The organism is Pseudomonas sp. Pseusp16 (assembly GCF_047324915.1).
Classification (GTDB): Bacteria; Pseudomonadota; Gammaproteobacteria; order Pseudomonadales; family Pseudomonadaceae; genus Aquipseudomonas; species Aquipseudomonas fluorescens_CD.
The window spans coordinates 3,610,367-3,633,876 of sequence record NZ_CP168522.1 but is presented as its reverse complement, the minus strand read 5'-3'; the positions used below and the strand labels follow the sequence as shown (position 1 = coordinate 3,633,876).

Here is a 23,510-nt window from a genome sequence, read left to right as displayed (position 1 = left end):
TGTTAGGGCCGCACGCGCGCGAACGGCAGCATCTGCGCCATGAACGCTATCGTCGAACTACCCACTGATCACCGCCGGCATGCCAAGCACCTGTATTGGCAGGGATACCGTGTGTGCGAGATTGCCGAGCTGATCGGCGAGAAGGAAAAGACCCTTCACAGTTGGAAAGCTCGCGACGAATGGGACCGGGCTACACCGCTCGAGCGTATCCAGGCGGCCACTGAGGCCCGCCTGGTGCAACTGATCCTCAAGGACCCCAAGTCCGGCGCGGACTACAAGGAAATTGACCTGCTCCACCGGCAATTGGAGCGGCAATCCAGAATTCAGCGCTACCAGGACGGCGGTACCGAGACAGACCTCAACCCTGAACTGGCCAAGCGAAACGCCGGGGAGAAGCGTAAGCCCAAGCGCAACGACATCCCAGAGGAAGCGGTCGAGAAGTTAATCGAGGCATTTCTTGATGGTTGCTTCGATTATCAGAAGGACTGGTACCGCGCGGGCAATCAGCGCACCCGAGCCATTCTGAAAAGCCGTCAGATCGGTGCGACCTACTACTTCGCCCGGGAGGCGTTGATCGATGCGCTGACCACCGGCCGTAACCAGATTTTCCTGTCAGCCAGCAAGGCGCAGGCTCACATTTTCAAGGCCTACATCCAAGCCTTCGCCCGAGAGGTGGTGGATGTGGATCTCACCGGTGACCCGATCATTCTGCCGAACGGCGCCGAGCTGCATTTCCTCGGTACCAACGCCCGGACGGCCCAGGGCTATCACGGCAATTTCTACTTCGATGAATTTTTCTGGACCTTCAAGTTCAACGAACTGAACAAGGTCGCCTCCGGTATGGCGATGCAGAAGCAATACCGCCGGACGTACTTCTCGACGCCAAGTTCGATGGCGCATGAGGCGTACACCTTCTGGACCGGGGAGCGGTTCAACAAGGGCAAACCGACCGCCCAGCAATTGAAACTGGATGTCAGCCACGATGCTCTGCAGCAGGGCAAGCTCTGCGACGACCGGATCTGGCGTCAGATCGTCACCATCCTGGACGCGGAGGAAAGGGGCTGCGACCTGTTCGATATCGACGAATTGCGGCTCGAGTATGACGCGGCGGCGTTTCAGAATCTGCTGATGTGCCAGTTTGTCGACGACGGCGCGAGCATCTTCCCTCTGAACATGCTGCAGCCGTGCATGGTGGACAGCTGGTCGATCTGGACCGACTACCAGCCATTCGCTGCCAGGCCCTTCGCTGACCGGCAGGTCTGGGTTGGGTATGACCCGGCAGAGTCGGGCGACACCGCCGGCCTGATCGTGGTTGCGCCGCCATTGGTACCAGGTGGCAAGTTCCGCGTTCTGGAGCGACACCAGTTCCGTGGGATGGACTTCGCCGCGCAGGCGGAGACGATTCGCCAAGTCACTCGCCGCTATTGGGTCACCTACATCGGTATCGACACCACCGGCCTCGGCAGCGCCGTGGCGCAGCTGGTGCGCCAGTTTTTCCCCGCGTTGCGGACGTTCTCCTACAGCCCCGAGGTCAAGACCCGTCTGGTGATGAAGGCTTGGGACGTGATCAGCAAGGGACGACTGGAGTTTGATGCCGGTTGGACGGACCTGGCGCAGTCGCTGATGGCCATCCGCAAGACGGTCACCGCAGGCGGGCGCCAGTTCACCTACACCGCCGGACGTAATGACAACACCGGCCACGCCGATCTGGCGTGGGCACTCTTTCATGCATTGCACAACGAGCCGCTGGAGGGCCAGACCGTGGCCAACACCGGCATCATGGAGATTTTCTGATGAGCAGCCACCAGGAACAGCCGACCACGTCGCAACCAACCGAAGGTGAACGCCTGGTCAAAACCGGGGGCGGCCAGTCGATGGCATTTACCTTCGGCGATCCGGTACCGGTGCTCGATGGCAGGGAGATACTCGACTACCTAGAATGCTGGTCCAACGGCCGCTGGTACGAACCACCGGTCTCGCTTGATGGCTTGGCGAAGTCCTCGAAAGCAAGCGTTTATCTGCAGTCGGGCCTGATCTTCAAACGCAACGCATTGGCTCGCACGTTCATTCCGCACCGACTGCTGAGCCGGCAGGCTTTCGAGCAAATCGTCATGGATTGGGGGTGGTCGGGAAACCTCTACCTGGAGAAGCGCGACAACATGCTCCGACAGGCCATGGGCTTGAAACCCTGCTTGGCGAAGTACATCCGCCGAGGCGTCGACCTGGACACCTATTACCAGGTGCAAGGCTGGAAGGACGAGCACGAGTTCAAGCCTGGGAGTGTGTGCCACCTGCGGGTGGCGGACATCAACCAGGAAATCTACGGCCTGCCCGAGTGGCTACCGGCTCTGCAGAGCGCGTTGCTCAATGAAAGCGCCACGCTGTTCCGCCGCAAGTATTACCAGAACGGCAGCCATGCGGGCTTCATCATGTACATGACCGATGCCGCCCAGAATGAGGACTTCGTCAGCGATTTGAGAGCGGCGATGAAGAACAGCAAAGGCCCGGGCAACTTCCGCAACCTGTTTATGTACGCACCTGGTGGCAAGAAGGACGGCCTGCAATTGATCCCCATCAGCGAGGTTGCAGCAAAGGACGACTTCGGCGCGATCAAGAATATCAGCCGTGATGATCAGCTCGCCATGCTGCGGATTCCACCTCAACTGATGGGCGTGGTTCCGCAGAACGCAGGGGGCTTCGGCTCGATCCGCGATGCGGCTCAGGTCTGGGCCGTCAACGAACTGGAGCCAGAGCAGGCGCGCCTACGGCAAATCAACGATTGGCTCGGGGAGGAGGTAGTGCGCTTTCAGCCTTATGAGTTACCGAGCTCAACGGTCAGCTAATGGCGCCAGTTACTCGCTGCGGTCGTTCAGCGGACAGGCGTGTCAGGTCAACCGATTACACTACGCCCAAGGTGTTCCAGCAAAAAAGGTGTCCCAAGGATAGCCCACACATGTACGTGATATGGCGTCACCGTTTTCGGTGTAGCCTTGATATTGAACCAGACCGAGTCGCTCGAGATCGAGGCGAGGACCTGGCGGTGCGGCTTTGCCTTCGCGTTCCATAGCTCTGTTTCGGATGTTGTCCGCAACGGCAAAGCTAACAATGTCTGCGAACTCTAAGTACATCGAATGTGTAGGCAGGACAAATTCGGGGGAGCGAATTGGTAGGCCATGCGTGATGAACGGCCACATCAACGTGAGCCTGCCACCAGTGAACAGGTTTTTGGCCCACCCATCTGCATCAGTACGCTCGAAGAAGAACCGAGGGCTCCGCCCCTGCTTGGTCAGCCCCTCTATCGCCATCAAAATCAACGTCCCGAAAACCTGTGACTTGCAAGCCTCAATCTCCCGCTTCTTGAATTGCGTTGGCTTGTACGTAACAGACGTGGAGTTCAGAACCACGATCTTGTCTTTGAAACTCGCTATCAAATCGGCCACTTCGCCGATAAAGGCTGAGGCCTGCTCGGGCGTTGGGCCTTCGCCGATTCTCGCGTGGAACAGCTCCTTGCAATGAATCTTATCGGCGCGTCCGAAGTGCTTTTTCTTTAAGCCGATGAATTGTTCGTTTAACCGGCAATCATCCTCCTCATTAACCGGTCGTGATACGAGCGAATAGGTGACGCAATGGCGAGGCCTGTCGTGACCCGTGTCGATGTCTCGGAAAGCCTCATCACCATAGAGAAGTACTTCGCCGAGCCATGGCGAGATATTGGGGAGCTCAATATCGAAGTTAGTGCCACACACCGGACACATAATTCCTGCAGTTCCTAGTCGCCAGAGCTTACCCTCGCGAGAGCGAAATGGCTGAGCCGGTGGCCTCTTATCAAGCCACGACGGCGAGACTGCATGCCCATTCGGGCAAGCGAATGACAGCGATCCGAGGATGTGTTCAGGGTAATACACAACCCTTTGCTCGGTTTGGTCATAGAAACGTCGTCTCAAGAAGGGGGCCGACTCTGCATTGACCCAATCCCTCATGTCGAGCCCTAACTCGCGGACCATTTCGATAACGTTCGGAAAAACCGGAACCTCTGGATATTCGTCAGCCACGTCCCTACGCCTTATCTTCTTTATCGATCTTGCCGCTACGGCTCCCTATGTATGGCTCACGATATCGATGTCTGCACAGATGAGACAGTCCTCACGCAGGTCGAATCGGTCGCAGCAACTAGGGTAGATAACGAACGGCGCGATAGCCAGCGCCTGCTGCAGCTCGCCCCCCGCTTGGTTAAGGCCTAATCGCGCAGCGGGTGCAGGTGATCCAGCGCCAGTTGGCATGACTCCAGTCGAGCGGGTGCCGGATTGGACCTGGCGCGCGCAGTCGTCCCCCCGCCACGCCTGCGGGCCAAATGTGTCGTTTTTTCTGCAAGCCTGCACCCAGCCCAAACCTGCCTAGGCGGGGGGCTGTGTACGCGAATGTGGGGTGGAAAAAGCCTGCGGATCCCTGCACGAATGGGGTAAATGCAACGGCTGGTCAAAGCGAACCCAGGCGGCGATTTTGAGAGGTGGCTCGGGAAAAGGGTTAGTTTTGAAAAATGGGGTGGGAGGTTTACTGCAGGCCCCGTGTTTACTGGGGTTGAGGGCTAACTTTGAGAGGTTAGTTATGGTTAGGTTTGAGGTTAGTAAATCGTAAGTGGCTGTTTTATAAAGAAATTATTTATTGGTTTTTTAACAGCGATAAAGGTTAGGAAATAACCCAGTGCTAACCAAAACCTAACCTACGGCAGTTGTCGCAAAGCCACGCAGCACAAGGCTTTCATGGCGGACAGTCAAAAACTAACCGTCCTAACCGTTTTCCGATGGCTCAACATGAAAAGCCGAAAAGCACTAGGAGAGGGTGCTGGCACAGGTTTATAAGAAGCTTGTGCGCTCACGCAGGTGCGCGAACACCTCCAGAATTCAGTAGTTGTCGCAGAAGCTATCACCACGTCTACGCAGCGAGGGAAACCAGGGAGGGTGTTACGTACTGTATTAAGGGGCGTTTCGTATGACGCGCTCACATAGCAATGGCTCTAAACTTTCGGCCTATCACACGGGGTTCTCTGCGAACCTCACCCCTGTAAACGGCCCGCTTTTATCAACCGACGCATATATTTGACCGCCAGAAATCCTATGAGCAGGGTTGCCCCAAGCCCGGCCACAAAGCCCCAGGTTCCTGAGTAGGGCAAGCCCTTAAACACCTCCTTCATCGTGGTTAGATTCATCGTTCCGAGACTTCCCCAAGCACACACAGCGGCGATGCCGAAAGCGAAGCCGCGCGGGACCAGCAATTGCTTGTTACGGAGTGCAATTGGCCCGAAGACGAAGTACAGAAAAAGGAGCCCGTACGAGTTCACCAGGCTAGCGACGGATTTCCAATAGCTGCTGTTTCGGATCGTGGTGTCCTCAAGTCCCACTTCGTTAATACCCACGATACGAGCCCGTACCTCGAACGCCGGACGGGGCCCGGAGGAGATCGTGGCGATGGTTATGGAATCTTTGGGGTTCGATAGAAAGGGAGATATAGCCATCCCATTTCCAGAAATTGTGACCTGAGCGGGGATGTTCTTCGGAGTCGTGCTTGTGATCTCGGCGCTTACCAATTTGGCGCCATTTGACATTTGGAGTTGTAAAGCACCGTCGAAATCTGAACTGAGAATAGGTTTCGATCCGGTGTTAACGAGCTCAATTGTCGAGATGTACGGTGATTCGACATTTTGACCGTTAAGCGAAATCTGAAGGTTTTGAATGTTCAGCGCGGGCTGCAGAGGTGACGTTGCCAACAGGCGTACGGTGAGCGAACGTGACGACAGGTCTATCTGAGGAACGACCAGAGCTGCGATAGCGATCACAGTCGTGGCGATAAATTTCCAGTCCCAAGTCTTCCAGGCCACAAACACTTTCCTTTGAAGTAAGCCACCGTGCTCTGCCAAGGCTGAAATAGCGGCCTTGTTACGTCTGTTGTTACGCCTGAGAAAAAACAAAGGGCCTGCATCGCTGCAAGCCCTTGTTTTGTATGGTGCCGGCACCAGGAATCGACCCCGGGACCTACTGATTACAAGTCAGTAGGCTTCGCCTGGACATCCAAACATACGAAAGCCTGGGCACCGGACCAAATGCCTGAGGCTTATCTCGACTTGTTCTACATCGATAGTGAAGGGGGCTTCACGTCAGGTAAAACGGCCCCCAAAACGGCCCCCAACTGATTGCAGGCACGTTCATGCACCGCTGGAGGTCTTGAAAATAGTGGAGCGGGTGAAGGGAATCGAACCCTCGTTATCAGCTTGGGAAGCTGGAGTAATGCCATTATACGACACCCGCTCAGAGCGGTGACTTTGTACCAGATACGGCCGGCGATTTGAAGTTTTTCTTTACGTGGGGCGGGTTTAACCCGGATGTATCAACAATGCATGGAGCCCGTGACGGTCGATCGCGGGCAAGCCTCGCGCCTGTGCAATACGTTTAACGCAGCAGGGCGGGGCTTGCTCGCGATGACGTTACTTCAGCTTGCCAATGCATGTTGGTCCTGGACGTACTGGTAACGCGGTCGGCTTTCGTGTTGCGACGATTTCAGGAAACCCATCAGTGCGTTGCGGCTGTCCCGGCAGGCGGCTTTGTGCTCCATGTCGAGAAAGTGGCCGGTGGCCTGAATGGTGTTGAACGTGCTGTGTTGCACGTGGCCGGCGAATAACCGGGCGTCGTCGGCGGCGGTGTATTCGTCCCATTCGCCGTTGAGGAACAGCACCGGCACATCAATTTTTTTCGCCGCATGCAGGTAGCACTGGCGGTCGCTGTGCAGCACCTCGTTGATGTGGAAGTGCATCTGCCCGTACTCATGCTCGGCCAGGGAGCTGACGTGGCGATAGTTGAAGCGTTTGAACAGCGATGGCAGGTGTTTGCCGATGGTGTCGTTGACCAGGTGCCCGACCCGGTCGCGATCCAGGTTGCCGAGGTGTTCGACGCCGCGCTCGAGGTAGTCGAGCATGTGCGCGTTGATCACCGGGGAAAACGAGCTGATCACGGCTTTTTCGATGCGCCGTGGCCGTTGCGACAACGCCATCATGGTCGCGGCGCCGCCCCAGGAAAACGACAACACGTGCTCGGCGGCGAAGTGGTCGATCAGTTCCAGCAGGATCTGCCCTTCGATTTCCTTGGTGAGCATTTTTTCATGCAGGTTGTGGGCTTTTGACCGGCCCGCGTAGGGCTGGTCGTAGCAAACGACGTTGAATTGCGGATGGAGGTTTTTCACGGTTTGTGCAAACGACGCAGTCGTGGCCATCGAGCCGTTGACCAAGATAATGGTCTTCTCTGCGGCGTCTGCGCGATAGAACTCCGTGTAAACCCGATACTGACCCTGTATATCCAGCACAGCGATTTCTGGCCTCATGTCATAAGACTCCTGGCAAGCGGGTATGCGCGCAAATGAGATTGCACGAGCTTTGTGACAGGTAGGCATATGCCTTGGAATTTGCTGGCCCATGTCGATCCAATGCAGTCCGGTCGACGGGTATTGTTATTGGCGGGCAGTCTGCCGGGTGAGGCCGGAACCCATGGGTTCCTACCGGCAAAAAGTTTCTTGGAAGTATGTGGTGACTCATCGGTCACATTTCGGCCGACGTCCTGATTCAAGCAGGGGTCACATCATTGCGCAAGTGCCGTTGGTAAATTGTTCGACAACTTTCTGCTGAGCGGTCGTGCGCTTAGATCGATCGGATCTCTTCGTCGGTCAGCGGCCGGTATTCGCCCGGTTTCAACGCGTCGTCGAGCACCAGCGGCCCCATGCGTTCGCGGTGCAGGCGCAGTACCTTGTTATCGAAGTGGCCGAACATGCGCTTCACTTGGTGATAGCGGCCTTCGACAATGCTCAGCCGTGCCGATTTTGGCCCGAGCCGCTCTAGCCCGGCCGGTTGCGTGGTGAGGTCTTCGAAGGCGAAGTACAGCCCTTCACTGAATTTGATCGCGTATTCGGGGCCGATGTCCTGCTCGGTTTCGACGTAATAGACCTTGGGCAGTTTGGTCTGCGGTTGGGTCAGGCGGCGCGACCAACTGCCGTCGTTGGTGATCAGCATCAGGCCGGTGGTATTGAAGTCCAGGCGGCCGGCGATGTGCAGTTCGTCCTTGCCCGGTTCATGGATCAGATCGAGCACGGTCGGGTGCTGCGGATCCCGCGTGGCGCTGACGCATCCGGCGGGCTTGTGCAACATGAAATGGCGCAGCGGTTTGCCGACTTGCAGCACGTCGTCGTCCACTTCGACGCGGCTGAATTCGCGGACTTCGCTGTGGGGGTCACTGACGACTTTTCCGTCGACCCTGACGCGTTTTTCCACTAGCAACAGGCGTACCTGCTTACGGTTGAAGCACGGCAGGTTGCTGAGGAATCGGTCGACACGCATGACTAGGGATCAGTGCAGAAAGGGGGGCGCATCTTACTTGATCGATCCGGACGTTGCTTGCAACTGTGCCTCGACCTCGGCGCAACGCGGGCACAGGCACGAGGCGTCGCGCAGTTCCGCCGGCAGCGCCTGGAGCACTGCCGGGTCGATGCTGACGCCGTAGCACCAGCAGACGCGGTCGGCGGTTCGCGGGTCGGCCAGGGTGCAGTCGTTGGGGGCGCCACAGGCGGCGCAGAGGTCAGGCTGGTTCATGGACGGAGTGAGACAATTCCACGCAGGTTCGGTTACGGCCACTTTGCTTGGCCCGATACATCGCATGATCCGCCCGTGACAGCAGGCTGTGCAAGGTGTCATCGGGCTGCCGGGTCGAGAGGCCAATGCTCACGGTCAGTTGCAAGGCCTTGTCGTTGTAGGCGTAGCGCTGTTGTTCCACGTGCTGGCGAATTTTCTCGGCAATCATCAGACCTGTCTTGCCGTTGGTGTCCTTGAGCAGCACGATGAACTCTTCACCGCCCCAGCGGCAGACGATGTCGGAGTGCCGCAGGCAACTTTCCAGATCCCGGGCGAAACCGATCAGTACCTGGTCGCCGGCCAGGTGGCCGTAGGTGTCGTTCAGCGCCTTGAAGTGGTCGAGGTCCAGCAGCAAGGCGGTCAGCGGTTTGGGCTCGCGCCGGGCTTCCAGCATGGCCTGTGCGGCCAGCAGGTCGAAGCCGCGACGGTTGGGCAGTTCGGTCAGGCTGTCGAGGGTGGCCTGGGCCTGGATCTTGTCCTGAAAGCGTTTGATCACCCGGTTGAGCAGCGCCAGCACGGTCAGCGTGACCAGCAGGCAGATCAGCAGGTTGAGGTACAGCGACTGGCGGATTTCACCGAGGGCGCTGTCTTCGCGTTTGTCGACGAACAGGTACCAGTTCAGTTCCGGGATAAAGCGTACGTTGAGGAAATGTCCCTGGCCCTGCACGGAATATTCATAGCTGCCGCTGTGGGGTTTGGGCAGCCGACTGACCAGGTCTTTCATGCTGTCGAGTTCGCCGAGTTTCTGCCCGATGCGCGCACCCTGCGGGCCCCCTTCGGCGCCGGTAAGCACCAGGCGTCCGAAGTTGTCGACGAAATACACGCTGCGCTGATAACGCTGCTGGTACTTGTCGATCAGCTTGATCACCGCGTCGACGGTCAGGCCAACCCCGGCCGCGCCGATGAATCGGTCGTTGTAGTCGTAGACCTTGTAGTTGATGAAAAAGGTCAGGTTGTCCTTGTTGGCGAGGTCCGGGTCGACGTTGATTTCGTACGGATCCTTCATGTCCCGCACGCGGAAGTACCAGGCGTCGCGGGGTTCGGTGGCCTTGACCTGTTTGAGCACACCCTTGGCGTGGTAGTAGGTCAGGCTGGTGTTGGAGACGAAGAACGCGGTGTACGCGCCGTAGTGGGTCATGACCTCGTTGAGGTAGCGGGTCATCTGGTCGGAGTCTTTTTCACCGTTGACCACCCAGTCGCGCATGAAGGTGTCGCGGGCCATCATCGAGGAAATCAGGATCGGCCTGACGAGGTCTTTCTGGATTTCCGAGTAGACGGTGTCCGAGGTCAGCGGCAGCTCGGTGTTGACGATGTTGTCGCGGATCGATGCCCGGGAGGCGTAGTAGCTGAGAAAGGAAGTGGCGAGGAAGCCTGCGCCCAGCAACGCGACCAGCGTGAGAACCAACGAACGTTGAGAATACAGCGGCGAGCGAAGCGGCATGGCAGTTCCATTGGCAGCAATCCGATGGCGAGCATTCTAATTGCGCGGCGGGGAAATAACTGCCCTATGTGCGCCGCGAATGGTCGTTCCTGCGTTCCACAGAGGTTGCGCGTGGTCCTTGTGGGAGCGAGCAAGCCCGCTCCCACAGGGGGGGGTGTTCAAGCCAGTGATTTCAGATACATCCGCCACCCGCCAAAATGGCTGATGTTCACCGCGCCCTCCAGCCCATGCGCCTCGCAGATAAACCCGCTCTCCCAGCGACCGTCCGCCAGTTGCACCTTGCCCAGCCCCAGCGGTGCCGCAATTGCGGTCAGGAACGAACCCAGTTCACGGCTGGGCAATTCCCAGACTTCCACCGCAATCGCCACGCCGCCATCCTTCACGCGGACCATGCCCGGGCGAAACGGCGGGCCACCGGCCAGGGCATAGAGTTGATAGTCCGGCGAGCTGAAGGTCGTTTCCACCCACCGGGCACCGCGCTGCCTGAGTTGCCAGTTCAACGCCAGCCCGTCCAGATGCGCGCCGCAGACCACCAGCCGCGCCTGATCATGGCGTGCAACCGTCACCGGTGCAGGGGTGGCCACGCCTTGCTGACGCTGCAGGGCATCGGCCACGCTCAACAGGTACTGATCGGTAAAGGCCCGGCCAAACAACGTCACGCCCCATGGCAGGCCGTTGTCCATGAATGCATTGGGCACGGCGACGGCGGCGTAATCGAGCAGGTTCATGAAGTTTGTGTAGTAACCCAGTTCCGAATTGCGCAGCACCGGTTCAGCCTCGAGCTCCGCCAGCGTAATCGGGCGGCCGATGGTCGGCGTGACGACGCAATCAAGGCCCTCCAGCGCCGTATCACACTGGGCCTTGAGCGCTTGTAGCCGGTATTGGGCGCGGAAGGTTTGCACGCCGTCGACGGCGGTTGCCTTGGCCAATACGGCGCGAATCACTGGCAACACGGCCTCGGGGTTTTGCGCCATCAACTCCCCGGCCACGCTGTAGCGCTCGGCCACCCACGGCCCTTCATAGAGCAAACGTGCGGCCTCCAGAAACGGTGACAGGTCCAGTTCCACCGCTTCGCCACCCAAGGCCTTGAGGCGGTCGATGGCATCACCGAACAACAGCGGGCCTTCAGGGCAGCCGAAGAATTGCAGGTCCTGCGCGCGCGGTACGCCGAAACGGAACGGCCGTGGTGTGCCGAACGCCGAGCCGTCGTTCCACAACGGATTGCTGCGGCTGTATTCGTCCCGAGGGTCGAGGCGCGCGGTGAGCGCCAGCAACTGGCTGGCCTCCCGCGCCGTGGCGGTGAACGTGGTGACGCAATCCAGCGTTCGGCAGGCCGGTACCACGCCGGCTGTCGAAATCAGGCCCTTGGTGGCTTTCATGCCGACCAGATTGTTCAACGCCGCGGGCACGCGCCCGGAGCCAGCAGTGTCGGTGCCCAGCGCAAAACTCGCGACCCCGAGCGCTACCGCCAGCGACGAACCGGCGCTGGAACCGCCCGACGGGTACTCCGGCAACACGCTGTTGGGGCACGCGCCATAAGGTGAGCGGCTGCCGTTGAGTCCTGTGGCGAACTGGTCGAGGTTGGTCTTGCCCAGCGGAATCGCACCGAGGGCCAGCAGTTGTTCGACGATGGTTGCCGAACGCTCTGGCACGTAGGCAAATGCCGGGCACGCCGCCGTGGTCGCAATGCCTGCCAGGTCGATATTGTCCTTGATCGCGAACGGCACGCCATACAGGGGCAGGCTGTCGAGGTCGCGACCGTCGAGGGCGGCGAGGTAAGGCTCCAGTTCTTCGGCGCTGAGCAAGTGGATGAACAGGTGATAGTCCGGGTTCAGCGCGGCGGCTTTGTCCCGCAGGACCGGCAGCAGTTGCCGGGGGGTGAGGCTGCCGTCGCGGTAGGCGCTGCGCAGGGCGTCGAGTTGCAGGTTGATGTTCATGGCATGAGTCCTTGGCAAAATGGGTTCAGTCGAGTTCCAGCACCACGACGCGCTGTCCGGCGCGCACCGCCGAACCCGGTTGCACGCGAATCTCGCGCACCACGCCGGCCATTGGCGCAAGCAGGGGGATTTCCATCTTCATCGACTCCAGGATCACCAGCACATCACCGGCCTCGACACGGTTGCCGGCCTCGACCCGGACCTGCCAGAGGTTGCCGGCGATGTGGCTGTCGACGCTCTGTTGAGCGCAGGTCAATGGCGCCTCTTCGGTCGCTTCCGGGGCCGGTTCTTCACTGTCGAAATGGGCCTGGCCACTGGCGATCCAGCGTTCGCGTTCTGCATTGAATGCGCCTTTTTGCTGATCGCGAAATGCGCCAATGGTCTGGGCTTGCTGTGCCAGGAACGCCTGGTAATCCGCCAGATTCAACTGGCTGTGCTCGATGTTCAGGTCGAAGCGCCCGAGGGGGAAATCCCGGCGGATGCGCAGCAGTTCATCGGCGCTGACCGGGTAGAAACGGATCTGGTCGAAAAACCGCAGCAGCCACGGTTTGCCGTCGAACGCGGCGACTTCGCGGTAGCGGTTCCACATCTGCAACGTACGCCCGACAAACTGATAGCCACCGGGGCCTTCCATGCCGTAGACGCACATGTAGGCGCCACCGATGCCCACCGAGTTTTCCGCGGTCCAGGTGCGCGCCGGGTTGTACTTGGTGGTCACCAGGCGATGGCGCGGGTCGAGCGGGGTGGCGACCGGTGCGCCGAGGTAGACGTCACCCAAACCCATCACCAGATAACTGGCATCGAACACCGTGCGTTGGACTTCATCGAGGTTCGGCAGGTCGTTGATGCGGCGGATGAACTCCAGGTTGCTCGGGCACCACGGCGCGTCCTTGCGCACGGTGGTCATGTATTTCTCGATGGCCAACTGGCACGCCGGGTCGTCCCAGGACAGCGGCAGATGGACGATGCGCGAGGGCACTTGCAGGTCTTTGGCGGCGCACACGGCGTCCCATTCCCCGGCGACGATGCCGAGCAGGTCGGCCAGTGGCAGTTGCTCGGGTTGATAGTGGATTTGCAGCGAACGAATGCCGGGGGTGAGGTCGATCACGCCGTGCAGGTGTTTGCTTTCCAGGGCCTGCATCAGGGCGTGGGCTCGGAAGCGCAGGACCAGGTCCAGTTCCGGGGCGCCGATTTCGAGGAGCAGGTTGGTGTCGCCGGACAGTCTTGCGACCAGCCGGGTGTCGTCCTGCCCCAAATCCAACACCACGGGCGACACCATCCCCTGTGGGAGCGGGCGTGCTCGCGAAAGCGGTGCTTCAGACACATCAATGTTGACTGACACGCCTTCTTCGCGAGCAAGCCCGCTCCCACAGTGATCCCATTTCAAGGCAAGGTTTCGCGCTGTCTTGAGGTCGACAGGAATGAACTGCACCTTGTCCCCGGCCTTGAGCTGCCCCAGTTGCCAAAGATCCGCCTCGATCACTGTCACGGGGCACACGAAGCCGCCGAGGCTCGGTCCATCCGGGCCGAGGATCACCGGCATGTCTCCGGTAAAGTCCACCGCACCGATCGCATAGGGATTGTCGTGGATGTTCGACGGATGCAAACCGGCTTCACCACCGTCGGCGCGCACCCATTCCGGCTTCGGCCCGATCAGGCGCACGCCGGTACGGCTCGAGTTGAAATGCACTTCCCACTGCGTGGTGAAGAAGGTGCCGATGTAGTTTTCCGTGAAGTATTCCGGGGCGCCGTGCGGGCCGTAGATCACACGAATCTGCCGAACCGCGGGCAACTCGGCGAGCTGTTCTTCAGCCAGTTGTTGACCGGCGCTGCGGTCATTGAGCGCAGGCACGTGCAACACGTCGCCGGCCCGCAAGGCGCGACCGCCGTGGCCACCAAACTGGCCGAGGGTGAAGGTGCTTTTACTGCCCAGATATTCCGGCACCTGCAGGCCGCCGCGCAGGCACAAATAGCTGCGGGCGCCTGCACCGGCAATCGTGCCGAGGCTCAAGGTGGCGCCTGCCGGAACCCTCAGCGCGGTGTTCATCGGTACGCTTTCACCGTTGAGCAGCAATGGAATCTGCGCGCCGGTCACCGCCACCACCGCCTCGCAATTGAAGCGCAGCAACGGCCCGCTCATGGTGATTTCCAGCGCCGCCGCGCCTTCGTCATTGCCCAGTAAACGATTGCCCAAACGCAGCGCGCGACTGTCCATCGGGCCCGAGGGCGGCACGCCGACCGCCCAGTATCCGAGGCGGCCGGGATAGTCCTGAACGCTGGTCTGGGTGCCTGCGCTGAGCACCTCGAAGGTGTTGGCCTGATAGACCAGGCCTTCCAGGCAACGGGTCCAGGGTTGACCGCTGGCGAAAGGCCCATCCAGCAGAATCTGCCGCAGGTAATCGCGGTTGGTTTCCACGCCGTAGAGCAGGCTGGCGCCCAGCGCCTGATGCAGATCGGCAGTCGCCTCTTCACGGGTCGGCGCCCAACTGATGACCTTGGCGATCATCGGATCGAAGTACGGCGGGATCTCGCAGCCCGCCTCGACCCAGGTGTCGATGCGCAACCGAATGCCATCGGCCACCGGGAAATCCACGGCGGTGAGCAAGCCCGGGCTGGGTTGAAAGTCGCGCCCCGGATCCTCGGCATACAACCGCGCCTGAATCGCATGCCCCACAGGTTTCAGAGCCTGTACCAGATCGCTCAGCGGCGGCAGGTCGCCGGCCGCCAGTTGCACCATCCAGCGCACCAGGTCGACGCCCCATACCTGCTCCGTGACGCCGTGCTCCACCTGCAAACGGGTGTTCACTTCCAGAAAGTAGAAACGCCGGGCATCGCTGTCGAAGACGAACTCCACGGTGCCGGCGCTGCGGTAATTCACCGCTTTGGCCAGTTTGATCGCCGCCGCGCACAGTTCATTGGCCATGCCGTCGGGCAGGTTCGGCGCCGGGGTTTCCTCGAGGACTTTCTGGTTGCGCCGCTGTACCGAGCAGTCACGCACGCCGAGGGCGATCACTTGACCGTGACCGTCACCGAATACCTGCACTTCCAGATGACGGGCGCGCTGGATGTACTTTTCGATGAACACCCCGGCGTCGCTGAAATTGTTCTGACCCAGGTGCTTGACCGTTTCGAAGGACTCGCTCAACTCGGCCGCACTGCGGCACACGCGCATGCCGATGCCACCACCGCCGGCGGTGCTCTTGAGCATCACCGGGTAGCCGATCTGTTCAGCGGCCTGCAGTGCGGCATCGAGGCTGTCGAGCAGCTCGGTGCCTTCGAGCATGGGCACGCCGTGTTGTTTGGCCAGGGCGCGTGCAGTGTGCTTGAGGCCGAACACGCGCAATTGTTCTGGCGTCGGGCCGATGAAGGCGATGTTGGCGGCCTCGCAGGCTTCGGCGAACGCGGCGTTTTCCGAGAGAAAGCCGTAGCCGGGATGGATCGCGGTGGCGCCATTGTTTTTGGCAATGGCGAGGATTTTATCGACCGCCAGGTAAGTGCCGGCGGCCGCGCCTTCGCCGAGGCTGTGGGCCTCATCGGCTTGCAGGATGTGCAGGCTGGCGGCATCGGCTTCGGAATACACGGCAACACCCTGCACTTGCAGCTCGCGCAAGGTCCGCAGGATGCGGCAGGCAATGGCGCCGCGGTTGGCAATCAGGACTTTTTCGAACATGGCATAACCCCTGGAGGGGATGCGGGCCGTCCCGCAGTTTTTCGATGAGAGCCGGGGTCGTCCCCGGCGGCAGAATCAGATTTCTTCAAATCACCGCCGCCCCCCTGTAGGAGCGAGCCTGCTCGCGATGGTCGTGAACGATTACGCGTAAAACCAGATGCCCAGCGGTGGCTTCGGGTTTTTCGCGAGCGAGCTCGCTCCTACAGGGGGTAGTGATGTTCCTGAGGTTTGAGGCACTGGCCTGAACGGGCCTGGCACAAGGCAAACAACCAGCGGCGCAATCCCGGGAATTTCAGTTCCATACCAGCAGCTCCGCAGGGGTGGGGTTGTAGGCATTGCACGGGTTGTTCAGTTGCGGGCAGTTGGAGATCAGCACGATCACGTCCATCTCGGCCCGCAGGTCGACGTACTTGCCCGGTGCCGAGATGCCGTCTTCGAAGGTCAGGCCGCCGTCGGCGGTGACCGGCACGTTCATGAAGAAGTTGATGTTCGGCCCGATGTCACCCTTGCCCAGGCGGCCATCGTGAACGCAAGCGCGCAGGTAGTTGTCGCGGCAGCTGTGCATGTAGCGTTTTTCCAGGGCGTAGCGCACGGTGTTGCTCTCTTGCGCACAGGCGCCGCCGAGGGTGTCGTGGCGCCCGCAAGTGTCGGCGACGATGGTCAGCATCGGCTTGCCGAGGTTGGAAAACAGCACGCTGCCGGTGCTCAGGTACACGCTGTTCTGCCGGCGCAGGGTGCGCTGCACGTCGTAGCGTTCCTTGGGGTTGGCGACGCTGTAGAACAAGGTGTCGACAGCCTGATTGCCTTCCAGATCGAGGATGCGCAGGGTCTGGCCAGCCTTGACCTCCATCAGCCAGGGTTCGCCGGCGGGGATGGTGGCGCGGTAGACCGCTGTTTCTGGCAGTTTTTGAACAGTGGCGATGGCGAGTGACATGGCAGCGATCCTCAGGCGAACAAACGGTCGGTGTTGATGAAGCCGCGCTCGTTTTCCGGACGCGAGGTGCGGCAGTGTTCGGCGACGCTGGGGTCGGCGTTCATCCAGCTCAGCTTCAAGGGTTTCGGCGCGTATTCAGGCGCCGGGTCCATCGGGTGCTGCAGGGCGGTGAGCACTACCAGCGTGTCCATCGGCGCATACAACTCGATGTAGTCGCCGGCCCTGGAATTGCCCGCGACGAAATGGAAGCGCCCGGCATCGTCGACGTTCACGCGGCTGAACAGGTTGAGGGTCATCAGCAGGTCGGACAGGCCCAGTCCCCACTTGCCCAGTTCCACCAACAGGTTGTCGGTGCCGTTGCGAAAGAAGCCGTTGCGCAGTTCCTGGTAGCGGCCCGCGCCGTACTTTTGCGCCACTTCTTCAGCGCAGAGCACACCGCCCAGGCTGTCGCTCCAGCCGCAGGTGTCGGCGGTGATGGCGGCCAGCACGCGGCCCATGTCCGAATACAGGCAATGGCCGGCGGTTAGCCTGGCGGTGTGTTGGCACTTGAGGCTGTCGGGCAGGTTCAGGCGTTCGGTTTTTTCATTGGCGTTGAGCAACGTCAGGCTGACGTTGGCGCCGCCGCGCAGGTCGGTCAGGCGCAGCAATTGGCCGCGCTTGAGCACGAAGGAACGATGGCCGCCGCCAGGGAGCATTTCTTCGGCGAAGGGCGGGAACAGTCGGGGCGAATCAGTCATGGGCAAAACCCTCTCAAGCGGTTCGAAGTGAGCCCGCCAGTTGCACTGGCAAGGCGTCGACGGCGGCACGGCGGGTGCGGCGGTCGCTGTTCAAAGGGATGTCGTAGGTGATGCGTGCGCCATAGGCACCGGGGGCGTGCGGGTCGAGGCGGACCTTGTCGAACACCAGCAGCCGCGTGCCAAGGCTGAAACCTTCGGACAGGTCATGGGTGACCATGAACACCGTCAGTCGGGTCTCGCGCCACAGCTCCAGCAGCAGGGCGTGCATGTCTTTGCGGATGCCCGGATCAAGGGCGCCGAACGGTTCGTCGAGCAGCAGCACGCGCGGCTTCATGATCAGCGCCTGGGCAATGGCCAGCCGTTGTTGCATGCCTCCGGAGAGTTGCGCCGGGTACTTGTCCAGCGAGTGCCCAAGGCCGACTTTTCGCAGCAACTGCGATGCCTGTTCGCGGGCCTCTTTTTTGGCACTGCCGAACAGGCGTCCGAGCAACGGCGAGCGCGGCAGTTCGAGGCCGAGGGCAACGTTGTCCAGCACGCTCAGGTGCGGGAACACCGAGTAGCGCTGGAACACCACGCCACGGCTGGCATCCGGCTCACCGGCCAAGGGCTGACCGTCGAGCAGGATCTCGCCGCGACTGGCGCGTTCCTGGCCGAGCAGCAGGCGCAGGAAGGTCGATTTGCCACAACCGGATGCCCCCACGAGCGTGCAAAACTCACCCTCGTCGACATTCAGGTTCAGGCCTTCGAGCACCACTTGATCGGCGTATCGCTGCCAGACGTTTCTAACGGTGATGAAGCTCATTTGGCGACCCCCTGGTGCCAGGGGAACGCACGCCGGGTGAGGTGTTTGAGGCCCCAATCCATCAGCCAGGCGAGCAGGGTGATCCACACCACGTACGGCAGGATCACATCCATTGCCAGGTAGCGGCGCACCAGGAAAATCCGGTAGCCAAGGCCGTCGGTAGAAGCGATGGCCTCGGCGGCGATCAGGAACAGCCACGCCGAGCCGAGCATCAGCCGCAGCGAGATCAACAAGCGTGGCAACAATTGCGGCAGCACCACCCGCAGCATCAGGGTCCAGGTGGAAGCGCCAAGGGTCTGGGCCTTGATCAACAGCTCCACGGGGATTTCCCGGGCGCGCTGTTCCAGGTCCCGGGCCAGGGCCGGAGTGATACCGATGACGATCAGCATCACTTTCGACAATTCCCCCAGGCCGAAGACGATGAACAGGATCGGCAGGATCGCCAGTGGCGGCACCATCGACAGCACTGTCAGCAAGGGGGACAACGGCGCACCGAACAGCGGCAGGGTACCGGCGGCGATGCCCAGGCACAGCCCGGCCAAGGCGCTGATTCCCAGGCCGATGGCCAGGCGTTGCAGGCTGGACGCCGTGTCCTGCCAGAGCAGGTATTCGCCGGTACGGGTGTCGGCCACGAACGCCAGGCGTTTCACCGCGTCGGTCATCTGCACGGCGCTGGGCAGCAACTTGTCGTTGGGGTTGTCCGTCAGTCGCTCGGCCGAGCCCGTGAAGTAGGCGAACAGCACCAGGGCGAACGGCAGGATCACCAACAGCAGGCGACTCGGGCGGTCCGGGTGACGGTTGATCAGGCGCATGGCCAGTTCTCCTGATTACAGCTTGGCGTCGGCGGCCATCTGCACGTAGCTCGGGTCGAAACGCAGCTTGAGGTTGCCTTTGTCGCCGCTGGTCACGCCGTTGGCGAAGGCCATGCCGACCGCGCTGGTGTCCTTGGCGCCTTCACCCAGCAAGCCGTGCTGGAAGGAGAACTCGGCGACCTTGCGCATGGTCTCCGGCAGTTGCTTGCTGGTGCTGAACGCCAGGGCTTCCTTGGGCGTGGCGAACAGTCGGGTGGTGTCCAGTTGCGCCTGGAAACCCGCCAGGTCAGTACCGGAGGCTTTGGCCATGTGTTCCAGTGCGGCTTTGCTGGCCGCGTTTTTCTGGTTCATCAACTCGACGACTTCGAACCAGGCACCGGTCAGCGCTTTGCCCAGGGCCGGGTTGTCTTTGAGGGTGGCGCTGTTGACCACCATCATGTCCATGATTTCGCCGGGAATCTGGCTGGAGTTGAACACTTCGCTCACCCCGGGCTTGGCCTTGATGTCCGAGAGCATCGGGTTCCAGGTGGTGACGGCGTTGACCTGATCGGTGTTGAAGGCCGCCGAGATATCGGCGTCGGAGGTGTTGACCACTTTCAGGTCTTTCTCGGTGAGGTCCACCGAATCCAGCGCCCGGGCCAGCAGGTAATGGGAGACCGACAGCTCCACCAGATTGACGTCCATGCCCTTGAGGTCGATGACTTTCTTGCCTTCGCCCTTGAGCACGATGCCGTCGTTGCCGTTGGAGAAATCGCTGACGATCAGTGCAGTGCTGTCGACGCCACCGGCGGCCGGAATGGTCAGTGCGTCCATGTTGGTCATGGTGCAGCCATCGAACTGGCCGGCGGTGTACTGGTTGATCGATTCGACATAGTCATTGAGCTGTACCACGTCGATCTTGATGCCGTACTTCTTCGCCCATTTGTCGACGATGCCCTGGCTGCCGGCATATTCCCATGGCATCCAGCCGGCATAGATCGTCCAGCACACGTTGAAGTGATCTTTCTGGGCAGCCTGGGACGAGACGCTCACGAGGGCTGCAAACGCAGCGGCGAAGAGGGCGGGTAAACGAAGCTGGGACATGGTGGTTCTCCAGTTGATCAAGGACGGACAGGACGGCAGCGGCACCGTTAGCGGTGGCTTGTCTCCCGGGCTTTTATCCCGCCGTGTAACCTCAACTGGAGGTCGCCAACTCTCGGACCAGTCACTCGCGATTGCGAGCCGGAACCCTAGTCAGCCATTTGCAAATTGTGGTGCCGCGAACCTGTAGTGACTCCTGCACGGTTTTGTTAAAGCGAGAGGCGTGCCAAGTTGGTCCGAGCGCTCTGGCGCGGGGGGCAGGGAGGACGAAGGGTTTGATTGGCAAGGCGGACTGCCTTGTGATGGTGCGCAGGCGCACCTCATTGGAACGTATCCACCGCTGATCAGAAGGTGGGTGCGACGTTGCACTTGGCAGGGATTTGCCAGTCAAAACAGATGTCAGCCGGTCTGTGCTGGCTGCTGTCACAGGTCTTTACGGAGGCCGTCATGTTACGTCGATTGTTGTTCGGTGCACTGCTCGGTGTGGGATTGTCTGGCTGCTACTACTACGACGGTCCTGCCGATGTCTACGCGGCACCTTATTACTATCCCGGTTACTACTCGCCTTACTACTACGGTTACTACGGCCCACGTTATTACGGTGGCTATCGCTCCTATTACTACGGTGGGCATGGTTATTACCGTGGACACGACTTTCACGGAGGTGGGCATCATGGCGGTGGATTTCACGGTGGCCACCGTTAATCGTGGTGTGAATGGATGAAAAACCTTTCATCGGCCAGATGTTTCTACTTGTTTCAGAGACGCACCAGATTCTGAATTCGATGTCTGATCTATCGACAGTTCACTGAACATTTGACTGTCGCCTGCCAGCGTCGCTGGTGTGGTTCACCCGCGGTCCAGGAGGCCGCCATGCATCGCCAAATTCTTCTGCTTGCTGTGTTGGGATTGTCCCTAGGTGGGTGCGAGCCTTACTACGACGAAGGAGGCAGTTACTACAGTTCCGAAGTCTACACCTCGCCTGCGCCAAGCCATTACGCCGGGGGGAGTTCCTACTATTCCAACGGTTACTACACGCCGCCGCCCCGGTATTACGTGCCGCCAGCGCGGTATTACCAGCCGACACCGCGTTATTACTCGCAGCCGCGGATGTATCAGCCGCGCTATTACCAGCCCGCTCCGCGTTACTACCAGCCATACCGGGGCGATTACCGGATGCATCAGAACCATGGCTGGGACGGCCGTAACCACAGGGGCTGGAACAATGACTTTCGCGATCACGACGGGCGCGACCATCGCGACGGGCGTGGCGATCACAACTGGCGGGGCGGCCACCGATAGATTTTTATAGAACACAGATCTGATGTGGGAGCGGGCTTGCTCGCGAAGGCGGTGTGTCAGGCAGCAAAAATGTCGACTGACACACCGCTTTCGTCGGATCGCCGCCCGGAGCAAGCCCGCTCCCACAGTTCGTTCAGTACTCGGATAGATCCGCCAGCGGATGCCGACCTTCCCAGGCCTTGTGGAAATGCGCCTCTACCACCGCGTCCGGCACATTGTTGATGTCCGGCCAGTGCCAGTGCGGCTTCTGATCCTTGTCGATCAACCGGGCGCGTACGCCTTCGCTGAACTCCGGATGACGACAGCAGTTGAGGCTCAGGGTGTATTCCATCTGGAAAACTTCGGCCAGCGACAGGTGCCGGGCACGGGCGATCTGCTCCCATACCAGGTGCGCGGTCAGCGGTGAGCCTTCGCTCAGGGTCCTGGCTGCACGGCTCAGCAGCAGGTCGCGGTGATCGCGCAAGGCGCTGATGGCCTTCCAGGCGCAACGCACGTCGCTCACATCCAGCAACTCGTCGATCTGCTGACGACGCGGCAGCCACTGGGCTTCGGGCATCTGTGCCACGGCTTCCTGCTGCAAGGCCTTGAGCAGGCTGTTGAGCTGCATGGGCGTCTGTTCCTGCCAGTTCAATTGCAGCAGTCCGTCGATCAGTGCCGGCTGTTGATCGTCGAGCAGGAAGCGGTCGGCCAGGTCCAGATCGATGGCATCGCGGCCGTTCATGTGCGCGCCGGTCAGGCCCAGGAACAACCCGAGCTTGCCGGGCAGGCGCGACAGGAACCAACTGCCGCCAACATCCGGGTACAGGCCGATGCTGATCTCCGGCATGGCCAACCGGCTGCTCGGCGTAACGATGCGGATGCCGGCACCTTGCAACAGCCCCATGCCACCGCCGAGCACATAGCCGTGGCCCCAACAGATCAACGGTTTGGGGTAGGTGTGCAGTTTGAAGTCCAGGCGATATTCCGCCGCAAAAAACAGCGCGGCCAGTGGCGGTACTTCACCCGGATGGGCGCGACTGGCTTCCACCAGGCTGCGCACTTCGCCACCGGCGCAAAAAGCCTTGGCGCCATTGCCGCGCAAGAGCACGCAGACGATCTGCGGGTCCTTGGCCCAGGCCTCCATGCGGTCGCGCAGGGCGTTGATCATCGGCAGGGACAGGGCGTTCAGGGATTTTTCGGCATCCAGGCTGGCGACGCCGATGCGGGCGCCGTCGGTGCCGGTGAGTTCTTCGAAGTGCAGGTTCATCATGACCTCGATCGGGAAATTGAGGGTTAAGTATGATCGCTGTGTGGGAAAGTGCAGGATCTGCGTCAGATCAATTGACAAGCGCGATGGGCCTTCTTAGGGTTCGCCCCATTGTTTTTGCCGGGTGTAACCATGACTGCTGACGACCGTATCAAACTCGAACCGGGCTGGAAGGAGGCACTGCGTGCCGAATTCGACCAGCCCTACATGGCAGAGTTGCGCAATTTCCTGCAACAGGAGCGGGCGGCCGGTAAGGAGATCTATCCGCCGGGGCCGATGATCTTCAACGCGCTCAATTCCACGCCGCTGAACAAGGTCAAAGTGGTGATCCTCGGTCAGGATCCCTATCACGGCCCGGGCCAGGCCCATGGTTTGTGCTTCTCGGTGCAACCCGGCGTGCCGGCGCCACCGTCGCTGGTGAACATCTACAAAGAGCTCAAGCGCGACCTGAACATCGACATCCCCAACCACGGTTACCTGCAGAGCTGGGCCGATCAGGGCGTGCTGATGCTCAACACCACCATGACCGTCGAGCGCGCCAATGCCAATGCACACAAGGACAAGGGCTGGCAGTTTTTCACCGATCGCATCATTGAAGTGGTCAGCCAACAGCAGCCGCACCTGGTGTTCATGCTGTGGGGCGCCCATGCCCAGAGCAAGCAGAAGCTGATCGATGCGACCAAGCATCTGGTGCTGACTTCGGTGCACCCGTCACCGCTGTCCGCCTATCGCGGCTTCCTCGGTTGCGGGCACTTCAGCCGGACCAACAAGTTTCTGGAACAGAATGGCGAGACGCCGATCGAGTGGCGGTTGCCGCCAATCTAAAAGCTTCGCGAGCAAGCCCGCTCCCACACTGGATTTTCGGTGTTCACAAAACCCATGTG

Annotated in this window: 19 protein-coding genes, 1 tRNA gene and 1 riboswitch; of the genes, 5 read left to right on the top strand and 15 right to left on the bottom strand. The window is 60.5% G+C overall.

All coding sequences use genetic code 11. The features are described 5' to 3' along the window. Positions 1-39: 39 nt before the first annotated feature. Positions 40-1,794: a terminase ATPase subunit family protein gene (locus ACEN8Q_RS16520; protein ID WP_413703420.1), complete on the top strand. Its 1,755-nt coding sequence runs from the start codon at positions 40-42 to the stop codon at positions 1,792-1,794. Next, positions 1,794-2,843 (top strand): phage portal protein, encoded by a 1,050-nt coding sequence (locus tag ACEN8Q_RS16515; protein ID WP_413703419.1) that lies wholly within the window; start codon positions 1,794-1,796, stop codon positions 2,841-2,843. The genes ACEN8Q_RS16520 and ACEN8Q_RS16515 overlap by 1 nt, the downstream gene beginning before the upstream one ends. A gap of 60 nt (positions 2,844-2,903) precedes the next feature. On the opposite strand, the gene ACEN8Q_RS16510 is transcribed toward ACEN8Q_RS16515, so the two are convergent. The 14 genes from ACEN8Q_RS16510 to ACEN8Q_RS16445 all read right to left on the bottom strand — a co-directional run bounded on the left by ACEN8Q_RS16510 (position 2,904) and on the right by ACEN8Q_RS16445 (position 20,081). Further along, positions 2,904-4,052 (bottom strand): hypothetical protein, encoded by a 1,149-nt coding sequence (locus tag ACEN8Q_RS16510; protein ID WP_413703418.1) that lies wholly within the window; start codon positions 4,050-4,052, stop codon positions 2,904-2,906. A gap of 1,001 nt (positions 4,053-5,053) precedes the next feature. Further along, positions 5,054-5,875, bottom strand: coding sequence for a hypothetical protein (locus ACEN8Q_RS16505; RefSeq protein WP_413703417.1), 822 nt, complete (start codon positions 5,873-5,875; stop codon positions 5,054-5,056). 353 nt (positions 5,876-6,228) lie between these two features. Beyond that, positions 6,229-6,302, bottom strand: a tRNA-Gly gene (locus tag ACEN8Q_RS16500). A gap of 181 nt (positions 6,303-6,483) precedes the next feature. Beyond that, complete coding sequence (locus ACEN8Q_RS16495) at positions 6,484-7,368, bottom strand: alpha/beta fold hydrolase (RefSeq protein WP_413703416.1); 885 nt, start codon at positions 7,366-7,368, stop codon at positions 6,484-6,486. Positions 7,369-7,681: 313 nt separating this feature from the next. Beyond that, positions 7,682-8,374: a pseudouridine synthase gene (locus ACEN8Q_RS16490; protein ID WP_413703415.1), complete on the bottom strand. Its 693-nt coding sequence runs from the start codon at positions 8,372-8,374 to the stop codon at positions 7,682-7,684. A 33-nt stretch (positions 8,375-8,407) separates the two neighbouring features. Continuing rightward, the gene (locus tag ACEN8Q_RS16485) at positions 8,408-8,626 is read right to left on the bottom strand and encodes a cysteine-rich CWC family protein (RefSeq protein ID WP_413703414.1); all 219 of its coding nucleotides are present in this window, start codon (positions 8,624-8,626) and stop codon (positions 8,408-8,410) included. Next, complete coding sequence (locus tag ACEN8Q_RS16480) at positions 8,613-10,106, bottom strand: diguanylate cyclase (RefSeq protein WP_413703413.1); 1,494 nt, start codon at positions 10,104-10,106, stop codon at positions 8,613-8,615. Before ACEN8Q_RS16480 ends, ACEN8Q_RS16485 begins: the two co-directional genes overlap by 14 nt. Before the next feature lie 158 nt (positions 10,107-10,264). After that, entirely contained in the window at positions 10,265-12,043 is a 1,779-nt protein-coding gene (atzF, locus tag ACEN8Q_RS16475; protein WP_413427592.1) for an allophanate hydrolase, read from the bottom strand. Positions 12,044-12,068: 25 nt separating this feature from the next. After that, positions 12,069-15,713 carry an urea carboxylase gene (gene uca, locus ACEN8Q_RS16470; RefSeq protein WP_413703412.1) on the bottom strand — a complete coding sequence of 1,215 codons (3,645 nt, stop codon included), beginning with the start codon at positions 15,711-15,713 and terminating at the stop codon, positions 12,069-12,071. Between the two features lie 292 nt (positions 15,714-16,005). Next, positions 16,006-16,647 carry an urea amidolyase associated protein UAAP2 gene (locus tag ACEN8Q_RS16465; RefSeq protein ID WP_413427590.1) on the bottom strand — a complete coding sequence of 214 codons (642 nt, stop codon included), beginning with the start codon at positions 16,645-16,647 and terminating at the stop codon, positions 16,006-16,008. An 11-nt stretch (positions 16,648-16,658) separates the two neighbouring features. Then, positions 16,659-17,384, bottom strand: a complete 726-nt coding sequence (locus tag ACEN8Q_RS16460) for an urea amidolyase associated protein UAAP1 (protein ID WP_413427589.1) — start codon at positions 17,382-17,384, stop codon at positions 16,659-16,661. 13 nt (positions 17,385-17,397) lie between these two features. Next, positions 17,398-18,186 carry an ABC transporter ATP-binding protein gene (locus ACEN8Q_RS16455; protein WP_413427588.1) on the bottom strand — a complete coding sequence of 263 codons (789 nt, stop codon included), beginning with the start codon at positions 18,184-18,186 and terminating at the stop codon, positions 17,398-17,400. Beyond that, on the bottom strand, positions 18,183-18,998 hold the full coding sequence (locus ACEN8Q_RS16450) for an ABC transporter permease (RefSeq protein WP_413703411.1): 816 nt from the start codon (positions 18,996-18,998) through the stop codon (positions 18,183-18,185). The genes ACEN8Q_RS16455 and ACEN8Q_RS16450 overlap by 4 nt, the downstream gene beginning before the upstream one ends. Before the next feature lie 15 nt (positions 18,999-19,013). Then, positions 19,014-20,081 carry a putative urea ABC transporter substrate-binding protein gene (locus ACEN8Q_RS16445; RefSeq protein WP_413427586.1) on the bottom strand — a complete coding sequence of 356 codons (1,068 nt, stop codon included), beginning with the start codon at positions 20,079-20,081 and terminating at the stop codon, positions 19,014-19,016. Positions 20,082-20,141: 60 nt separating this feature from the next. Next, a riboswitch (guanidine-I (ykkC/yxkD leader) is annotated at positions 20,142-20,242 on the bottom strand. 283 nt (positions 20,243-20,525) lie between these two features. Between ACEN8Q_RS16445 and ACEN8Q_RS16440 the strand changes: the two genes are divergently transcribed. Together ACEN8Q_RS16440 and ACEN8Q_RS16435 are read left to right on the top strand one after the other, a co-directional pair. Further along, positions 20,526-20,783, top strand: coding sequence for a hypothetical protein (locus ACEN8Q_RS16440; protein WP_413427585.1), 258 nt, complete (start codon positions 20,526-20,528; stop codon positions 20,781-20,783). 168 nt (positions 20,784-20,951) lie between these two features. Then, positions 20,952-21,380, top strand: coding sequence for a hypothetical protein (locus tag ACEN8Q_RS16435; protein ID WP_413427584.1), 429 nt, complete (start codon positions 20,952-20,954; stop codon positions 21,378-21,380). Positions 21,381-21,513: 133 nt separating this feature from the next. Here the strand turns inward: ACEN8Q_RS16435 and ACEN8Q_RS16430 are convergent, their stop codons facing one another. Next, complete coding sequence (locus ACEN8Q_RS16430) at positions 21,514-22,626, bottom strand: enoyl-CoA hydratase/isomerase family protein (protein ID WP_413427583.1); 1,113 nt, start codon at positions 22,624-22,626, stop codon at positions 21,514-21,516. Positions 22,627-22,758: 132 nt separating this feature from the next. Between ACEN8Q_RS16430 and ung the strand changes: the two genes are divergently transcribed. After that, the gene (ung, locus tag ACEN8Q_RS16425; protein WP_413427582.1) at positions 22,759-23,451 is read left to right on the top strand and encodes a uracil-DNA glycosylase; all 693 of its coding nucleotides are present in this window, start codon (positions 22,759-22,761) and stop codon (positions 23,449-23,451) included. Positions 23,452-23,510 lie beyond the last annotated feature (59 nt).

Bases quoted from the DNA above. Each gene is read 5' to 3' on its own strand.
- ACEN8Q_RS16520 (WP_413703420.1), top strand. From the start codon at position 40: ATGAACGCTATCGTCGAACTACCCACTGATCACCGCCGGCATGCCAAG.
- ACEN8Q_RS16515 (WP_413703419.1), top strand. From the start codon at position 1,794: ATGAGCAGCCACCAGGAACAGCCGACCACGTCGCAACCAACCGAAGGT.
- ACEN8Q_RS16495 (WP_413703416.1), bottom strand. From the start codon at position 7,368: ATGAGGCCAGAAATCGCTGTGCTGGATATACAGGGTCAGTATCGGGTT.
- ACEN8Q_RS16490 (WP_413703415.1), bottom strand. From the start codon at position 8,374: ATGCGTGTCGACCGATTCCTCAGCAACCTGCCGTGCTTCAACCGTAAG.
- ACEN8Q_RS16485 (WP_413703414.1), bottom strand. From the start codon at position 8,626: ATGAACCAGCCTGACCTCTGCGCCGCCTGTGGCGCCCCCAACGACTGC.
- ACEN8Q_RS16480 (WP_413703413.1), bottom strand. From the start codon at position 10,106: ATGCCGCTTCGCTCGCCGCTGTATTCTCAACGTTCGTTGGTTCTCACG.
- atzF (WP_413427592.1), bottom strand. From the start codon at position 12,043: ATGAACATCAACCTGCAACTCGACGCCCTGCGCAGCGCCTACCGCGAC.
- uca (WP_413703412.1), bottom strand. From the start codon at position 15,713: ATGTTCGAAAAAGTCCTGATTGCCAACCGCGGCGCCATTGCCTGCCGC.
- ACEN8Q_RS16465 (WP_413427590.1), bottom strand. From the start codon at position 16,647: ATGTCACTCGCCATCGCCACTGTTCAAAAACTGCCAGAAACAGCGGTC.
- ACEN8Q_RS16460 (WP_413427589.1), bottom strand. From the start codon at position 17,384: ATGACTGATTCGCCCCGACTGTTCCCGCCCTTCGCCGAAGAAATGCTC.
- ACEN8Q_RS16455 (WP_413427588.1), bottom strand. From the start codon at position 18,186: ATGAGCTTCATCACCGTTAGAAACGTCTGGCAGCGATACGCCGATCAA.
- ACEN8Q_RS16450 (WP_413703411.1), bottom strand. From the start codon at position 18,998: ATGCGCCTGATCAACCGTCACCCGGACCGCCCGAGTCGCCTGCTGTTG.
- ACEN8Q_RS16445 (WP_413427586.1), bottom strand. From the start codon at position 20,081: ATGTCCCAGCTTCGTTTACCCGCCCTCTTCGCCGCTGCGTTTGCAGCC.
- ACEN8Q_RS16440 (WP_413427585.1), top strand. From the start codon at position 20,526: ATGTTACGTCGATTGTTGTTCGGTGCACTGCTCGGTGTGGGATTGTCT.
- ACEN8Q_RS16435 (WP_413427584.1), top strand. From the start codon at position 20,952: ATGCATCGCCAAATTCTTCTGCTTGCTGTGTTGGGATTGTCCCTAGGT.
- ACEN8Q_RS16430 (WP_413427583.1), bottom strand. From the start codon at position 22,626: ATGAACCTGCACTTCGAAGAACTCACCGGCACCGACGGCGCCCGCATC.
- ung (WP_413427582.1), top strand. From the start codon at position 22,759: ATGACTGCTGACGACCGTATCAAACTCGAACCGGGCTGGAAGGAGGCA.